General features: G+C 69.5%; 16 protein-coding genes and 1 tRNA gene. 8 read left to right on the top strand and 9 right to left on the bottom strand.

Annotated elements, in window-relative coordinates:
- From I9P22_RS19350 to I9P22_RS19335, 4 genes are all read left to right on the top strand, one after another.
- On the top strand, positions 1-619 hold a 619-nt coding region (locus tag I9P22_RS19350), incomplete at its 5' end, for an MFS transporter (protein WP_199261254.1).
- 57 nt (positions 620-676) lie between these two features.
- Positions 677-1,156 carry an ureidoglycolate lyase gene (locus I9P22_RS19345; protein WP_199261252.1) on the top strand — a complete coding sequence of 160 codons (480 nt, stop codon included), beginning with the start codon at positions 677-679 and terminating at the stop codon, positions 1,154-1,156.
- Positions 1,153-1,785, top strand: coding sequence for a ribonuclease HII (locus I9P22_RS19340; RefSeq protein ID WP_199261250.1), 633 nt, complete (start codon positions 1,153-1,155; stop codon positions 1,783-1,785). Before I9P22_RS19345 ends, I9P22_RS19340 begins: the two co-directional genes overlap by 4 nt.
- 88 nt (positions 1,786-1,873) lie before the next feature.
- Positions 1,874-3,004, top strand: coding sequence for a site-specific DNA-methyltransferase (locus tag I9P22_RS19335; protein WP_199261248.1), 1,131 nt, complete (start codon positions 1,874-1,876; stop codon positions 3,002-3,004).
- 117 nt (positions 3,005-3,121) lie between these two features.
- Here I9P22_RS19335 and I9P22_RS19330 read toward each other — a convergent pair whose 3' ends face one another.
- Positions 3,122-4,258, bottom strand: a complete 1,137-nt coding sequence (locus tag I9P22_RS19330; protein ID WP_199261246.1) for an alkane 1-monooxygenase — start codon at positions 4,256-4,258, stop codon at positions 3,122-3,124.
- A gap of 8 nt (positions 4,259-4,266) precedes the next feature.
- Positions 4,267-5,343, bottom strand: a complete 1,077-nt coding sequence (locus I9P22_RS19325; protein WP_199261243.1) for an A/G-specific adenine glycosylase — start codon at positions 5,341-5,343, stop codon at positions 4,267-4,269.
- Between the two features lie 86 nt (positions 5,344-5,429).
- Between I9P22_RS19325 and I9P22_RS19320 the strand changes: the two genes are divergently transcribed.
- A complete protein-coding gene (locus I9P22_RS19320) occupies positions 5,430-5,987 on the top strand; it encodes a DUF721 domain-containing protein (RefSeq protein ID WP_233253484.1) in 558 nt (185 codons plus the stop codon).
- Entirely contained in the window at positions 5,984-6,658 is a 675-nt protein-coding gene (locus tag I9P22_RS19315; protein WP_199261241.1) for a DsbA family protein, read from the top strand. The genes I9P22_RS19320 and I9P22_RS19315 overlap by 4 nt, the downstream gene beginning before the upstream one ends.
- Before the next feature lie 74 nt (positions 6,659-6,732).
- Here I9P22_RS19315 and lpxK read toward each other — a convergent pair whose 3' ends face one another.
- The 5 genes from lpxK to I9P22_RS19290 form a co-directional block, all read right to left on the bottom strand.
- The gene (lpxK, locus tag I9P22_RS19310) at positions 6,733-7,722 is read right to left on the bottom strand and encodes a tetraacyldisaccharide 4'-kinase (RefSeq protein ID WP_199261239.1); all 990 of its coding nucleotides are present in this window, start codon (positions 7,720-7,722) and stop codon (positions 6,733-6,735) included.
- Positions 7,719-8,951 carry a 3-deoxy-D-manno-octulosonic acid transferase gene (locus tag I9P22_RS19305; RefSeq protein WP_199261237.1) on the bottom strand — a complete coding sequence of 411 codons (1,233 nt, stop codon included), beginning with the start codon at positions 8,949-8,951 and terminating at the stop codon, positions 7,719-7,721. Before I9P22_RS19305 ends, lpxK begins: the two co-directional genes overlap by 4 nt.
- Before the next feature lie 16 nt (positions 8,952-8,967).
- Complete coding sequence (locus tag I9P22_RS19300) at positions 8,968-9,213, bottom strand: DUF4170 domain-containing protein (protein ID WP_199261235.1); 246 nt, start codon at positions 9,211-9,213, stop codon at positions 8,968-8,970.
- A gap of 359 nt (positions 9,214-9,572) precedes the next feature.
- Positions 9,573-9,658, bottom strand: a tRNA-Leu gene (locus I9P22_RS19295).
- Positions 9,659-9,890: 232 nt separating this feature from the next.
- Entirely contained in the window at positions 9,891-10,583 is a 693-nt protein-coding gene (locus tag I9P22_RS19290) for a hypothetical protein (RefSeq protein WP_199261233.1), read from the bottom strand.
- A gap of 197 nt (positions 10,584-10,780) precedes the next feature.
- Here I9P22_RS19290 and metG point away from each other — a divergent pair, with 197 nt between their 5' ends.
- On the top strand, positions 10,781-12,499 hold the full coding sequence (gene metG, locus I9P22_RS19285) for a methionine--tRNA ligase (protein ID WP_199261231.1): 1,719 nt from the start codon (positions 10,781-10,783) through the stop codon (positions 12,497-12,499).
- Positions 12,500-12,573: 74 nt separating this feature from the next.
- Positions 12,574-13,494 (top strand): arginase, encoded by a 921-nt coding sequence (gene rocF / locus I9P22_RS19280; protein ID WP_199261228.1) that lies wholly within the window; start codon positions 12,574-12,576, stop codon positions 13,492-13,494.
- A 145-nt stretch (positions 13,495-13,639) separates the two neighbouring features.
- Here rocF and I9P22_RS19275 read toward each other — a convergent pair whose 3' ends face one another.
- Together I9P22_RS19275 and I9P22_RS19270 are read right to left on the bottom strand one after the other, a co-directional pair.
- A complete protein-coding gene (locus I9P22_RS19275) occupies positions 13,640-14,041 on the bottom strand; it encodes an NUDIX hydrolase (protein WP_199261226.1) in 402 nt (133 codons plus the stop codon).
- Between the two features lies 1 nt (position 14,042).
- The coding region (locus I9P22_RS19270; protein ID WP_332909046.1) for a GcrA family cell cycle regulator at positions 14,043-14,425 on the bottom strand (383 nt) is incomplete at its 5' end.

Genomic DNA, 14,425 nt, shown 5'->3' with positions numbered 1-14,425 from the left:
CAGCTGGGCCGAGGGGCGGCGCCAGGCCGCCGGCGCCCGCGCCGCCGGGCCGCTGGCCTTCTCGCGCCGCCGGGTGGCCGTGGCCATCGTGGTCCTGGCGCTGCTGACCTTTACCAAGAACATCTACACCGCCAGCCTCTCGAGCTATTACACCTTCTTCCTGATCGAGAAATTCGGGCTGAGCACCCAGCAGGCGCAGATCATGCTGTTCCTGTTCCTGGGCGGCATGGCCGGCGGCGTCATGCTGGGCGGGCTGGTCGGCGACCGGGTCGGGCCGCTGAAGGTGATCTGGTTCTCGATCCTGGGCATCCTGCCCTTTACCCTGGCGCTGCCGCATGTCGGGCTGGCGGCGACCGGGGCGCTGACGGTGATCATCGGGCTGATCCTGGCCTCGGCCTTCCCGGCCATCGTGGTCTTCGCCCAGGAGCTGGTGCCGGGCCGGACCGGGATGATCGCCGGCATCTTCTTCGGCTTCGCCTTCGGCATGGGCGGCATCGCCGCCGCGGTGCTGGGTGTGGTGGCGGATGCGAAGGGGATCGAATACGTCTATCGGATCTGTTCCTATCTGCCGCTGATGGGTCTGCTGACCATCTTCCTGCCGCGGATGGAGCGGTTGTAGGCTGCGGACCGGGGGCGCTGCCCCCGGACCCCCGGAGTATTTGGGAAACGGAGAAAGATGAACAGGATCAAGGCAAGGCCCATCACCGCCGAGGCATTCGCGCCGTTCGGAGAGCTGCTGACCCCGCGCGAGGCGCCCTCGAAGATGATCAATGCCGGGCGCTGCGAGCGGCATCACGCGCTGGCCACGGTCGAGCGCGGCGGCGGCGAGGCGATCATCTCGATCTTCCGCTCCGAGCCGGTCAGCCTGCCCTATGACTGCACGCTGCTTGAACGGCATCCCCTGGGCTCGCAGGCCTTCGTGCCGCTGGGGACCGATCCCTGGCTGTCGATCGTGGCCCCGGACGAGGGCGGGCGGCCGGGCGCACCCATCGCCTTCCTGGTGCCGGCGGGCATGGGGGTGAACCTGCGCGCCGGGGTCTGGCACGGCGTGCTGACGCCCTTGGATCGGCCAGCGGATTTTCTGGTCGTGGACCGCGAGGGCGAGGGCGTGAACCTGGAAGAGGTCGAGATCGCCCCCGTCACCGTCGAGGCATGAACCGGCCTGATTATTCCTTCGAGGAGGCGGCGCTGCGCGGCGGCGCGCGCTTCGTCGCCGGCGTGGACGAGGTGGGGCGCGGACCGCTGGCCGGGCCGGTGACGGCGGCGGCGGTGATCCTGGATGCCGCCTGCATCCCCGAGGGGCTGAACGATTCGAAGAAGCTGACCGCCAAGCGACGCGAGACGCTGGCCGAGCTGATCATGGCGCGCTGCGACTGGGCCGTCGGCCATGCCAGCGTCGAGGAGATCGACCGGATGAACATCCTGCGCGCCTCGCATCTGGCGATGTGCCGGGCCATCGCCGGGCTGCGCCGGCGGCCCTGCCTGGTGCTGGTCGACGGCAACATGCTGCCGCGCGAGCTGGACCTGCCGGGGCAGGCGGTGGTGGGCGGCGATGCGCGCTGTCTGTCCATCGCCGCGGCCTCGATCCTGGCGAAACTGTTGCGCGACCGCATCATGGTGGATTTGGCGCAACAGCATCCCGGATATGGCTGGGAGGCGAATGCCGGTTATCCGACGCCGGCGCATCGCCAGGCACTGCTAGATCTGGGTGTGACCCCATATCATAGGCGCAGCTTCGCCCCCGTCCACAAGATATTGTGTAAAGAAGAAACCACAAGCTGTTGATTCGAAAAAGAATTTGACGGCGAATCGGCTCTGACTCATTATCGGCCCCAGCAAATCGGCAACCGAATAGCCGAAACCCGAGGCAGTGATGACGAAGCTTGACACGAAATCCCGCGCTGCGGCGCGAACGCTCCCGCTCAACCAGATTCTGGCCGGTGACTGCATTGAGATCATGAACGCGCTGCCCGAGGCCAGCGTCGACCTGATCTTTGCCGATCCGCCCTACAACCTGCAGCTCAAGGGCGAGTTGCACCGGCCGGACAATTCCAGGGTCGATGCGGTGGACGACCATTGGGACCAGTTCTCGGGCTTTGCCGCCTATGACCGTTTCACCCGCGACTGGCTGGCGGCGGCGCGCCGCATCCTCAAGCCGGACGGGGCGATCTGGGTCATCGGTTCCTATCACAACATCTTCCGGGTCGGGGCCGAACTGCAGAACCAGGGTTTCTGGATCCTGAACGACGTGGTCTGGCGCAAGGCCAATCCGATGCCGAACTTTCGCGGCAAGCGGCTGACCAACGCCCATGAGACGATGATCTGGGCCTCGAAGTCCGAGGGCGCGAAATACACCTTCAACTACGAGGCGCTGAAATCGCTGAACGAGGGCGTGCAGATGCGCAGCGACTGGGTGCTGCCGATCTGCACCGGCGGCGAGCGGCTGAAGGATGCCGGCGGCGCCAAGGCGCATCCGACCCAGAAACCCGAGGCGCTGCTGCATCGCATCCTGGTCGGGTCCACGAATCCCGGCGACGTGGTGCTGGACCCGTTCTTCGGCACCGGCACCACCGGCGCCGTGGCCAAGATGCTGGGCCGCGATTTCATCGGCATCGAGCGCGAAGCCGCCTATCGCGAGGTGGCCGAGAAGCGGCTGGCCCGCATCCGCAAGTTCGACAGCGAGGCCATCGCCACCATCAAGCCCAAGCGCGCCGAGCCGCGCGTGCCCTTCGGCCAGCTGGTCGAGCGCGGCATGCTGCGCCCGGGCGAGGAGCTTTATTCGATGAACAACCGCCACAAGGCCAAGGTGCGCGCCGATGGCAGCCTGATCGGCAATGACGTGAAGGGCTCGATCCACCAGGTCGGCGCGGCGCTGGAGGGGGCGCCGAGCTGCAACGGCTGGACCTATTGGCATTTCCGGCGCGAGGGGCGGATGGTGCCGATCGACATCCTGCGCCAGCAGATCCGCGCCGAGATGGAGGCCGAAGAGGGCCGCGCCCACTGATTTCCCGGTTTCGCCAAGTCCCGAAGCTCCGCGAGCTCTGGCGCGGCCGGGACCGCCTTGCCCCGTTCGGCCCTGCGCCGGGCGGGGCCTTTTGGCTTTCTCGGCCGGGCTGCGGAATTACAGCGCCCCGCGCGGCATCGGCAGCGCGCCGCGGTTATAGGGCTGCCAATCGGTGATCTCGGGATAGAACTGCCGCCGCCAGGCGCGCACGCGCGGGTTCATCCGCCGCCGCCACAGGGGCGGCACCATGGCGAGGAAGGTCATGGCCGGATAGCCCATCGGCAGCTGCGGCGCCTCTTCGTCGGAATAGGTCTGCAGCAGCGGAAAGCGCCGGTCGGGCTTGTAGTGATGGTCCGAATGGCGCTGCAGGTTGATCAGCAGCCAGTTCGTCGCGGTATGCGAGGAATTCCAGCTGTGCCGCGGCAGCACATGTTCGTAGCGTCCCTCGCCCAGATGCTTGCGGGTCAGGCCGTAATGTTCGACGTAATTGGTCAGTTCGAGTTGCCAGACGGCGACGAAGGCCTGCCAGAGGAACAGCAGCAGCCCTTGCCAGCCGCCGAGGATGAGAGCCAGCGCCAGCATGGCCAGTTGCAGCGCGCCGTAGCGCCAGAACGGGTTGCGGCGGTCGAATTTCGAGCGGCCCGAGCGGGTCAGGCGTCGCGTCTCGGCCGCCCAGGCGCTTTTCGGGCATTCAACCAACACGCGCAGGAAGAAGCGGAAGAAGCCCTCGTTGTAGCGGGCCGAGACCGCGTCGCGCGGCGTCGCCACCCAGGAATGATGCACGAGAAGGTGCTCGGTCCGAAAATGCGAATAGAGCGTCGAGGCCAGCAGCAAATCGCCCAGCCAGCGCTCCAGCTTGTTTCTCTGGTGCAGCAATTCATGGGCATAGACGATGCCGATGGTGCCCGAGGCGACGCCGATGCCGAAGAACAGGCCGAGCTTTTCCCAGCCCGAAAGCCCGCTGCGCGTGGCGAACCAGATGCCGCCGAAGATCATCGCCGCCTGGATCGGGAACCAGATGATGGTGATGGCGCGATACCAGATCAGCTGCGATTCCGGGGTCTCGGTGTCGGGGTTCTCCTCGTTCAGGCCCAGCACCGCGTCCAGCATGGTCATCAGATACCAGGCATAAAGCGGCATCAGCACGAACCACCAGCCGCCCAGCCGCGCGGCAAGCACGGCAAGCGGCACCATGCCCAGGGACAGCCAGAAGGGCAGGGCGTCGATCAGGCGGGCGCGGAACGCGGTTTGCATGGGCGCGACTATGACGGGTTTTGCTGTGGCTTGCCATGGCGACGCGATGTCGCGGGGCGGGCTGTTTCGGGACGGTCCTTGGCGAGCGACCAGGCCTTGCGCATCAGCCCCGGCAGGGCGCTGGGGCGGAAGGCGCCAAGCGGGGTCAGGCTTCCGCGTTCCGGCGCCGCGGTCAAGCGGGCGCTCATCACCGTCAGGTCCAGCGCGAAATGGGTGAAGACATGGCGGACGAGGCCGATCTCCTGCCAGTCGGCGGCGGCGGGCGGCGGCTGGTGCGAGCCGTCCCAGCCGGTCGAGGGGAAGGCCAGCGTGCCGCCCAAGAGGCCCTTGTCCGGCCGGGTCTCGACCAGCACCGCGCCCTCGGCAAAGCCGATCCAGACCGTGCCCCGGCGCAGCGGCTTGGGTTTCTTCGGCGCCTTGCGCGGCAGTTCGGCGGCGATGCCCTGGGCGCGGGCCTCGCAATGCGGGATGATCGGGCAGATGCCGCAGGCCGGGCTGCGCGGCGTGCAGATCGTCGCGCCCAGGTCCATCATGGCTTGCGCGAAATCTCCGGGCCGCTCGGCGGGCGTCAGGCCGCTGGCCAGCGCCACCAGTTCCGGCTTGGCGGCGGGCAGCGGCGTTCCGACCGCGAAAAGACGGGCCACGACGCGCTCGACATTGCCGTCCACCACAGTCTCGGGCCGGTCGAAGGCGATGGCGGCGATGGCGGCCGAGGTATAGGCGCCGATGCCGGGCAGCGCCGCCAGCCCTTCGCGCGTGTCGGGGAATGCGCCCATGGCGGCGACCTCGCGGGCGCAGGCCACCAGGTTGCGGGCGCGGGCGTAATAGCCGAGCCCGGCCCATTCGGCCATCACCTGCGCGTCCTCGGCCGCGGCGAGGTCGTGGACCGTGGGCCAGAGGCTGGTGAAGCGCTCGAAATAGGCTTTCACCGCGGCGACGGTGGTCTGTTGCAGCATGACCTCGGACAGCCAGACGCGATAGGGATCGGCGCGGCCCTGTCCGGGCGGCACGCGCCAGGGCAGGGTGCGGGCATGGCGGTCGTACCAGGCCAGCAGTTCGGTGGGGATCACCCTCGGGTCACGCAATTTTCAGCCTCGTTCAGCGTCGTCTCTCTGGCGTCCGGGCGCGTCGCGGTCCAGACTGCGGCGCAGATAAACCATATGGTCGCCCGATGGCCCAGAAGAAACCCGAGACCCAGCCCCGCCGCCGCATGCGCGGCTTCGAGGCCGCCGCGCAGCTGGTGGCGCAGCGGGTGAAGGCCGTGGGCGAGGGGCGGGGCTTTGCGGTGGCGCGGCTGCTGACGCATTGGCCCGAGGTGGTCGGGCCCGAGCTTGCCGCCCAGACCCGCCCGGTCCGGATCAGCCACGGCAAGGGTTTCGGCGCCACGCTGACGCTGTTGGTGCCGGGGACGCAGGCGCCGCTGGTCGCCATGCAGCTGGACCAGATCCGCGCCCGGGTGAATGCCTGCTACGGCTTCAACGCCGTCTCGCGCATCCTGCTGACCCAGACCGCGCCGGTGGGTTTCGCGGAAGGGGGCGGCTTTGCCGAGGGCCAGACCGAGTTCGCCGCCGCGCTGCGCCGGGCCGCCGCGCCCGATCCGCAGAAGATCGCCCAGGCCGAGGACATCGCCTCGGGCTTCGACAATCCCGCGCTTTCCGCCGCCATGCGGCGGCTGGCGCTGAACATCCTGTCCCGCCGGGACATCAACGACCGAAAGGCCAATCCATGATTCTGCTTCGCCGCTCTCTGATCGCCGCCGCCGCGGCCGCGCTGACCGTCTCTGCGCTGCCCGCGCTGGCGCAAGAGGCGAAACCCGCCGACAACGCCGCCGGAAACGCCCAGGCCGCCGAGCAGATGCCCGAGGGCAAGGTCCTGCCCGACATCGCCCTGGGCCAGGCCGACGCGCCGGTGACGATTATCGAATATGCCAGCTTCACCTGCAGCCATTGCGCAGCCTTCCATGCCGAGAACTGGCCGAAGCTGAAGGCCGAATACGTCGATACCGGCAAGGTGAGGTTCATCCAGCGCGACGTCTATTTCGACGCCGTGGGCCTGTGGGCCGGGATCCTGGCGCGCTGCGGCGGCGACGACAAGTATTATGCCGTCTCGGACCTGATCTTCGACGACCAGAAGACCTGGCTGGACGCCAAGTCCGGCGACGAGATCGCCGCCAACCTGCGCAAGATCGGCGCCAAGGCCGGCATGACCGCCGAGCAGATGGATACCTGCTGGAACGACAAGCAGAAGGTCGCGGACCTGGTCACCACCTTCCAGACCAATGCCACCGCCGACCAGGTCGAGGGCACGCCGACCTTCATCATCGCCGGCGAGAAGGTCCAGAACCAGCCTTGGGAAGACCTGAAGAAGATCATCGACGCCAAGCTGGCCGAGAAGGGCTGAGCCGGCGCCCGGCGGCGCGCCCGCCGGGGTATTTGGAAAACGGAAAAAGGACGTCGCGGGGCTTGCGGCGCCTTTCACAATCCCAGCGCCGACAGCCGTTCGGTCAGCGGCATCGGGTCGTCCAGTTGCAGCCGCACCGGCAGCGCCAGCACCCTGGGCCGGAAGCTGCGGGGCAGCCGCGCGGCGTCCTTTTCCGTGGTCACCAGCTGCGCGTCCAGCAGCCGCGATTCCGCCTCCAGCCGGGTCAGCAGCTGCGGGGTGAAGGGCTGGTGATCCTCGAGCGCCTCGGCGCGGACCACCTCGGCGCCGAGGTCGCGCAGGGTGGCGAAGAACTTCTCGGGATGGCCGATGCCGGCAAAGGCCAGCACGCGCTGGTCCTGCCAGTCCATGCCGGTCTGCAGCGGCGCCAGCTGGCCTGTCAGGTGCGGCAGTGCCAGCCGCGGCCCCCATGCGGCGGCGAAGCGCGCCTGCGCCGCGGCATCGCCGATCGACAGCAGCAGGTCAGCGCGGGCCAGGCCGCGATCCACCGGCTCGCGTAGCGGCCCGGCCGGCAGGCAGAGCCCGTTGCCGAAGCCCCTGGCCGCATCGACCACCACCAGCGACAGGTCATGCGCCAGCGCCGGGTCCTGGAAACCGTCGTCGAGCAGGATCGCCTGCGCCCCGGCCTCGACCGCCGCCCGCGCGCCGGCCAGCCGGTCGTCGGCGACCCAGACCGGTGCGAAGGCCGCCATCAGCAGCGGCTCGTCGCCGACCTGGGCGGCGTTGTGGCGCGATTCCTCGACCTGCAGCGGGCCCTTTTCGCTGCCGCCATAGCCGCGCGAGACGACATGCACCGCGACGCCGCGCCCCTGCAGCAGCTGCGCCAGCATGATGGCGGTCGGGGTCTTGCCGGTGCCGCCGGCATTCAGATTGCCTATGCAGATCACCGGCACGCCCGGACGGATGCGCGGCCCGCGCGCCAGCCGCCGGGCGGTGGCGGCGGCGTAGAGCGCGCCCAGCGGCGCCAGCAGCCGCGCCTTGGGGCCCGGCGGGCGGAACCAGAAATCAGGGGCGCGGCGGCTCATGCGGCGGTCTCCATCGCCTCGATGACGGTATCGGCGATGCGGCGCAGCACGGCGGCGCCGCCGGTGCTGACCGACCAGGCGTTGCCGGCCAGCATCGCCGCCTGGTCCGGGGCGGTCAGGTCCGCCGCCGCCCGCAGCAGTGCCTGCGCATCGGTGACCAGCCGCGCCGCCGAGGCGCCGTCCAGCTGCATCCATTCCGGCCCGTGCGGGTCGGTAACCGGCCCGTGAATGATGGCCGAGCCGAGCGCCGCCGGCTCGAACGGGTGGCGCGGCGCCAGTCCCGGGCCGGGCAGCAGCGTCCCGCCCATGAAGCAGACCGGCGCCAGCCGATACCACAGCCCCAGCTCATGCGTGTCCTCGGCGATCAGCACCTGGTCGTCGGGCGAGGGATCCTCGTCCTCCGAACGCAGCACCGAGGCGAGGCCCAGGGCCTCGGCCTCGGCCTGGATCCCGGGGATGGTCTCGGGCGGCAGCCCGGCCAGGATCAGCAGCGCGCGGTGATTGTGGTGCAGCATGGCCTGATGCGCGGCCAGCGCCGCCCCGGCCTCGGGCAGGGTGGGGCTGGCGGCCAGCCAGATATGGCGGCCGGCCAGGATATGGGCCAGGGCCCGCCGCTCTGCCTCGTTGGCGGCCAGGGGCGCGCGGGTCTCGGTCACCGGCCCGGTCAGTTCGATCCGGTCGGGGGGGGCGCCCAGCTGCCGCGCGGCGGCGCCGGCGGTCAGGTCGGGGGCGAGGATGCGGGTGATCCTGCCCATCAGCCCGCGATTGATCGCGCCGCGCCACGAGCCGCGGCGGGTATAGGCGACCAGCCGTGCCTCGGACAGGATCACCGGCAGGCCGGCATCGGCCATGCCGGCGATCAGCGAGGCCGGCAACTGGTCGCCCAGGATCAGCAGCACCCGCGGTGCCAGGGCCTGGATGAGCTGGCGGGCGGCGCCGGGATCGGTGGGGCGCGGCAGGGCGACGGCTGGCAGGCCGGCGGGCAGCGCCTCTGCCGGCGGCGGCGCGCCGGTGAAGGCGAAGCGCAGTCCCGGCCGCCGGGCCAGCATCACCCTGAGCAGCGCGCCGAGGGGCGGCGGATCCTCGCCCCGTTCCGAGAGATGCACCATGACCAGCGGCCCGGCACCCGGCGGCGGTTCGAAGGGTTCGGCCTGGCCGCTGCCAAGCGCCGCCCGCCGGCGCAGATGCAGCCAGAGCGCCAGGGACGCGGTGGCCTGAAAGGGGTGCATCGCGATTCGCTTGCGCTCAGCTGCCCAGTTCCTCGGTCGGGCTCACCTCGCGCTCCTCGTCGCGCAGCCGGTGCAGATGGGCGATGAAATAGCGGGTATGGGCGCTGTCCACGGTGCGCTGCGCCTCGGCCTTCCAGGCGGCATGGGCCTCGGCATAGTTCGGATAGATGCCGACGATATGGATGTCCTTGGTGTTGCGGAATTCGGTGCGGGTGGGATCGACAAGCTCGCCACCGAAAACGAGGTGAAGGCGCTGCGCCATCATGGTCTCCTGGGTTCGGATTTTCGGCGCGACCCTAGCCGAGGAAAACCGGCGAACCAAGGAGATTTGTTTAAAATGGGCCGCGGTTGACATTTGCGACGAATCGGCAGGCGGAGTAAGCAGGAAGGGCCGATAGAGGGAACCATTCCCGGATTGCCCAATCGTGGTGGTGAGGGTCTTTCGGATGGCAGGAAGGGCGAACCGGTGCGCATTCCCTGCCCTCTTTCTGCGATCGCGGGTGGCTGTCCGCGGATGGCTGCCTGCGGTCTCGTTTCCGCGACACGCAACCGGCGGATGAAGATGAGGCAGAGATTTCGCGCTTATTTGACATATGGGGCGGCATATGGGCCCGGGAAGGGTGGTGCGGGCGGCGGGACTCGAACCCGCACAGGCTTGCGCCCCAGGGAGTTTAAGTCCCATGCGTCTACCATTCCGCCACGCCCGCGCCGGGGACTGGGCTAGCGGGCACGGCGCGGATTGGCAAGTCTTGGCCTTGGCGCGGACATGACGCGCGCCACAGCTGGGCTGCGGCCGGCGACCTTGGGCGGGGCCGGACGGCGCGCTGCGCCTTCACGTCCTGCCGGTGGCGATGCGCTGCGTCCATGCCCGGGCGTGCCGGTGACGGCGGATGACGCGCCGGGTCCCGGTCGCGGAGATTCGCACCGCTGCCCTGCCGCTCAGCGCCCGGGTGGCGAAGACGGTGGCCAGGGCGCCGCGGCGCGAAGGGTTGGGCGACTGACCGGGCCTTGCCCCTCCGGCCGCGCGAAACAGGCCACGGCCTGCACCAGCAGGACCGCCATGCCAAGCTCCAGCAATTCCTCGAACCGGCCGGCCAGCATGCCCAGCCCGGGCGGCAGGGCGATGCCGAAGACGGCCAGCTTGCGGTCCAGCCCGTCCAGCGATTTCGAAACCACCAGCAGCAGTCCGGCGCTGCCCGCCAGCCAGCAGGCCGCGGAACCGGCGCGCAGGCCGCGCCACCACGGCGGCAGGTTCAGGACCAGCAACCGCCACCCGCACAGCAGGATCAGCAGCAGCACCGCCGCGCCGACCGCCTTTTCCCAAAGCGGCGCCGCGCCGCTGTAGAGCCGCAATTGCAGCAGCCCCTCGGAGGTGAAGCGCTTGTCGAAATCCAGCTCGCGCAGCGCCATCAGCAGCAGGATCGCCGGGATGTGCCATTGCCGCCGCCGCTGGTGCCCGAAGCCCTGCCAGAACAGCGCCGCCGCCGCCAGCAGCAGTGCCGACAGGGTCTCGATGCTGTGGCCTTCCTTGAAGATCGGGGCGACCTGCGCCTGGGTGATCAGGTCCAGGCTCAGCGCCAGCAGGATCAGGCCCAGCTGGCAGGCAAGCACGGTTGCGGGTCTTGGCGTCATCTGGTTCCTCGCGCGGCGGGATGCTTGGCTGGGGAAACCGGCATGACGGCGACAGGCGCGGCGGCGGCCATCATGTAATCGTCACCGTGGTGACATAATCCCCCCGGCCCGGATGCACAACCGCGCCGACCTTTGGGCGCTGGCCTTCACCCGGTCCGAGGGCTAAATACGGGCGACGAACCTTACAGGATCCGCATATGGCCCGGCACCTCATCACCTCGGCGATCCCTTACATCAACGGGATCAAGCACCTCGGCAATCTCGTCGGCTCGCAGCTTCCGGCGGATCTCTATGCCCGCTACCTGCGGGGCCGCAAGCATGAGGTGATGTTCATCTGCGCCACGGACGAGCACGGAACCCCCGCCGAGCTGGCCGCCGCCAAGGCCGGCAAGCCGGTGCCGGTCTATTGTGCCGAGATGCACGAGATCCAGGCCGGGATCGCCAGCAATTTCGGCCTGTCCTTCGACCATTTCGGACGGTCCTCGTCGGAACGCAACCACATCCTGACCCAGCATTTCGCCGGCAAGCTGGACGAGAACGGCTATATCGCCGAGGTCGAGGAGCGGCAGGTCTATTCCATCGACGACGGCCGCTTCCTGCCCGACCGCTATATCGAGGGCACCTGCCCGAACTGCGGCTATGACAAGGCCCGCGGCGACCAGTGCGAGAACTGCACCAAGCAGCTGGACCCGACCGACCTGATCGAGCCGCGCAGCGCCATCAGCGGCTCGACGAACCTGGAAGTGCGGGCGACCAAGCACCTCTACCTGCGCCAGCGGGCGCTGAAGGACCGGATCGCGGCCTGGATCGACAGCAAGACCGACTGGCCGATCCTGACCACCTCGATCGCCCGCAAATGGCTGAACGACGGCGACGGGCTGCAGGATCGCGGCATCACCCGCGACCTCGACTGGGGCATCCCGGTGAAAAAGGGCGACAAGCCCTGGCCGGGGATGGAGGGCAAGGTCTTCTACGTCTGGTTCGACGCGCCCATCGAATATATCGCCGCCACCGCCGAGGGCGCCGACAAGCGGGGCGAGCCCGACAGCGCCTGGCGCCGCTGGTGGCGCCTGGACGAGGGCGCCGGGGACGTGACCTATACCCAGTTCATGGGCAAGGACAACGTGCCCTTCCATACGCTGTCCTTTCCCGCGACGATCATCGGCTCGGGCGAGCCCTGGAAGCTGGTCGATTACATCAAGAGCTTCAACTACCTGACCTATGACGGCGGCCAGTTCTCGACCAGCCAGGGCCGCGGCGTGTTCATGGATCAGGCGCTGTCGATCCTGCCCGCCGATTACTGGCGCTGGTGGCTGCTCTCTCACGCCCCCGAATCCGGCGACAGCGAGTTCACCTGGGAGAATTTCCAGCAATCGGTGAACAAGGACCTGGCCGACGTGCTGGGCAATTTCGTCAGCCGCATCACCAAGTTCTGCCGCAGCAAGTTCGGCGAGACCATTCCCGAGGGCGGCAGCTACGGCCCCGAGGAAGAGGCGCTGATCGAGGCGCTGACCGCCCGCATCCGCGCCTATGAGGGCTTCATGGACCATGTCGAGATCCGCAAGTCCGCGGCGGAACTGCGGGCGATCTGGGTCCTGGGCAACGAATACCTGCAATCGGCCGCGCCCTGGTCCACCTTCAAGACCGACCCGGACAAGGCGGCGATGCAGGTCCGGTTGGGGCTGAACCTGGTCCGGCTCTATGCGGTGCTGTCCGCGCCCTTCATCCCCTTCGCCGCCGATGCGATGCTGGCGGCGATGCAAAGCCAGGACCGGGCCTGGCCCGACGATGTCCGCACCGCCCTGCAGGCGCTGCCCGCCGGCCACGCCTTCACCGTGCCGGAGGTGCTGTTCGCCAAGATCAGCGACGAGCAGCGCGACGAATGGCAGGAGCGCTTCAAGGGCATCCGCGGCTGACGCGGGCGGTGGACTTCCGCCGCCGGGCAAGGGCATGATCGCGACCATCCCGACCGACAAGCGCAGAGGCCAACATGACCCATTGCATCCTGATCGGCGCCCCGGTGGACGAGGGCCAGCGGCGGCCCGGCTGCCTGATGGGCCCCGCCGCCTATCGCGTGGCCGGGCTGGCCGCGACCCTGGCCGAGCTGGGCCACACGGTCGAGGATCGCGGCGACCTGCGCCCCGCCCCCGGCCGCGGCCAGAGCTGCGCCAACCCCGCCGTGCACCACCTGCCCGAGATCATCGCCTGGACCGAGGCGCTGCGCGCTGCCGGCTGCGCGGCGATGGAGGAAGGCCTGCCGATCTTTCTGGGCGGCGACCATGCGCTGGCGCTCGGCTCGCTGGCCGGGGTGGCCGCGCATGCCCATGCGGCGGGCCGGCCGCAATTCGTGCTGTGGCTGGACGCGCATAGCGATTTCCACACCGTCGAGACCACCCGGTCCGGGAACCTGCACGGCACGCCCCTGGCCTATGCCGCGGGCCGGCCGGGCTTCGAGGTCTTCCCGGCCTTTCCGGCGCCGATCCCGGGCCGGAACATCTGCATGTTCGGCATCCGCAGCGTGGACCCCGCCGAATCCGCGGCGCTGCGCGAGACCGAGATCGTCGTGAACGACATGCGCGTCCTGGACGAGCGCGGCATCGTCGCCCCCCTGCGCGAATTCCTCGACCGGGTGCGGGCGGAAAACGGGCTGCTGCATGTGTCGCTGGACGTCGATTTCCTCGACCCCTCGATCGCGCCGGCGGTCGGCACCACCGTCCCCGGCGGCACCACCTTCCGCGAGGCGCATCTGGTCTGCGAACTGCTGCATGAAAGCGGGCTGATGACCTCGCTGGACCTGGTCGAGCTGAACCCGTTCCTGGACGAGCGCGGCCGCACCGCCAAGCTGATGGTCGACCTGGTCGGCTCGCTGATGGGCCGCAAGGTCTTCGACCGGCCGACGCGCAGTTACTAAGAGGCGACACCCAAGACGGGGCGCCCGAACCCGGCCCGCGATGTGCAACACCAGGACGGCCGGCCGGTTCGAGGCATGGCCGGAACGTGGCATGGTGGCGCTGCCGGTGCAGGCGGCGGCCGGCCTCGGGCGGCTGAAGGCCCGCTCAGCCGCCCAGCTCTTCGAGCCGCAGCGCCCTGGCCACCGTCTCTGCCACCCGGGCGCTGAGCGGCAGGGCGGCGCGGCGGATCTCCTCGACCGGAACCCAGCGCGCATCCAGCGCATCATCCGCCGCCACCGGCACGCCCGAGACATAGTCGCAGCGCACCGCCGCCAGCAGGAAATGGAAACGCAGCGCGCCGCCCGGCTCGTGCTCGATCACGTCGATATTGTCGACATAGGCCCTTGGCCGGGCGATCACCCCGGTTTCGCCCGGCTCGACATGGCCGCCGGGAAAGCCCCAAAGCCCGGCATCGGGCGGGTTGCGGCGCTGCACCAGCAGCACCCGGGCCGCGTCGCCCGCGCCGTCCAGCGTCACGGCCAGCGCGGCAAGCCGGGGGAAGCCCACCTCAGCGACGGCGGTCGCGGCGCGAGCTCATCGGCTGGAAGGCCACGCCGACATGCGCCTCGCAATAGGGCTTGCCGGGGGCCGAGGGCAGGCCGCAGAACCAGAACTTGTCGGTCGCCGGGTCGCCGATCGGCCATTTGCAGGTCCGCTCGGTCAGTTCCATCAGCGTCAGCTTGCGGGCGCGCTTCTCGACCTCGCGGACCGAAGCCAGCGCCTCGGGGCTGATCTCGTTCGCCGAGGGCTGCGGCGGCAGCGGCTGGCCGGCCGGCACGATGGGCCGGCGGTTGAAGCTGGGCTGCGGCGCTGCCGCGGCCGGCTCGGACGCGGGTTCGGGGGCTGCCGCAGGTTTGGGTTGCGGTGCCGGATCGGCCGGCGCGGCGGCCG

It is taken from the genome of Paracoccus binzhouensis, from assembly GCF_016446475.1.
Taxonomy (GTDB): domain Bacteria; phylum Pseudomonadota; class Alphaproteobacteria; order Rhodobacterales; family Rhodobacteraceae; genus Paracoccus; species Paracoccus binzhouensis.
The sequence above is the reverse complement of the archived record's forward strand: the minus strand, read 5'-3'. Positions and strand labels throughout refer to the sequence as shown.

Bases quoted from the DNA above. Each gene is read 5' to 3' on its own strand.
- I9P22_RS19345 (WP_199261252.1), top strand. From the start codon at position 677: ATGAACAGGATCAAGGCAAGGCCCATCACCGCCGAGGCATTCGCGCCG.
- I9P22_RS19340 (WP_199261250.1), top strand. From the start codon at position 1,153: ATGAACCGGCCTGATTATTCCTTCGAGGAGGCGGCGCTGCGCGGCGGC.
- I9P22_RS19335 (WP_199261248.1), top strand. From the start codon at position 1,874: ATGACGAAGCTTGACACGAAATCCCGCGCTGCGGCGCGAACGCTCCCG.
- I9P22_RS19330 (WP_199261246.1), bottom strand. From the start codon at position 4,258: ATGCAAACCGCGTTCCGCGCCCGCCTGATCGACGCCCTGCCCTTCTGG.
- I9P22_RS19320 (WP_233253484.1), top strand. From the start codon at position 5,430: ATGGCCCAGAAGAAACCCGAGACCCAGCCCCGCCGCCGCATGCGCGGC.
- I9P22_RS19315 (WP_199261241.1), top strand. From the start codon at position 5,984: ATGATTCTGCTTCGCCGCTCTCTGATCGCCGCCGCCGCGGCCGCGCTG.
- lpxK (WP_199261239.1), bottom strand. From the start codon at position 7,722: ATGAGCCGCCGCGCCCCTGATTTCTGGTTCCGCCCGCCGGGCCCCAAG.
- I9P22_RS19305 (WP_199261237.1), bottom strand. From the start codon at position 8,951: ATGCACCCCTTTCAGGCCACCGCGTCCCTGGCGCTCTGGCTGCATCTG.
- I9P22_RS19300 (WP_199261235.1), bottom strand. From the start codon at position 9,213: ATGGCGCAGCGCCTTCACCTCGTTTTCGGTGGCGAGCTTGTCGATCCC.
- I9P22_RS19290 (WP_199261233.1), bottom strand. From the start codon at position 10,583: ATGACGCCAAGACCCGCAACCGTGCTTGCCTGCCAGCTGGGCCTGATC.
- metG (WP_199261231.1), top strand. From the start codon at position 10,781: ATGGCCCGGCACCTCATCACCTCGGCGATCCCTTACATCAACGGGATC.
- rocF (WP_199261228.1), top strand. From the start codon at position 12,574: ATGACCCATTGCATCCTGATCGGCGCCCCGGTGGACGAGGGCCAGCGG.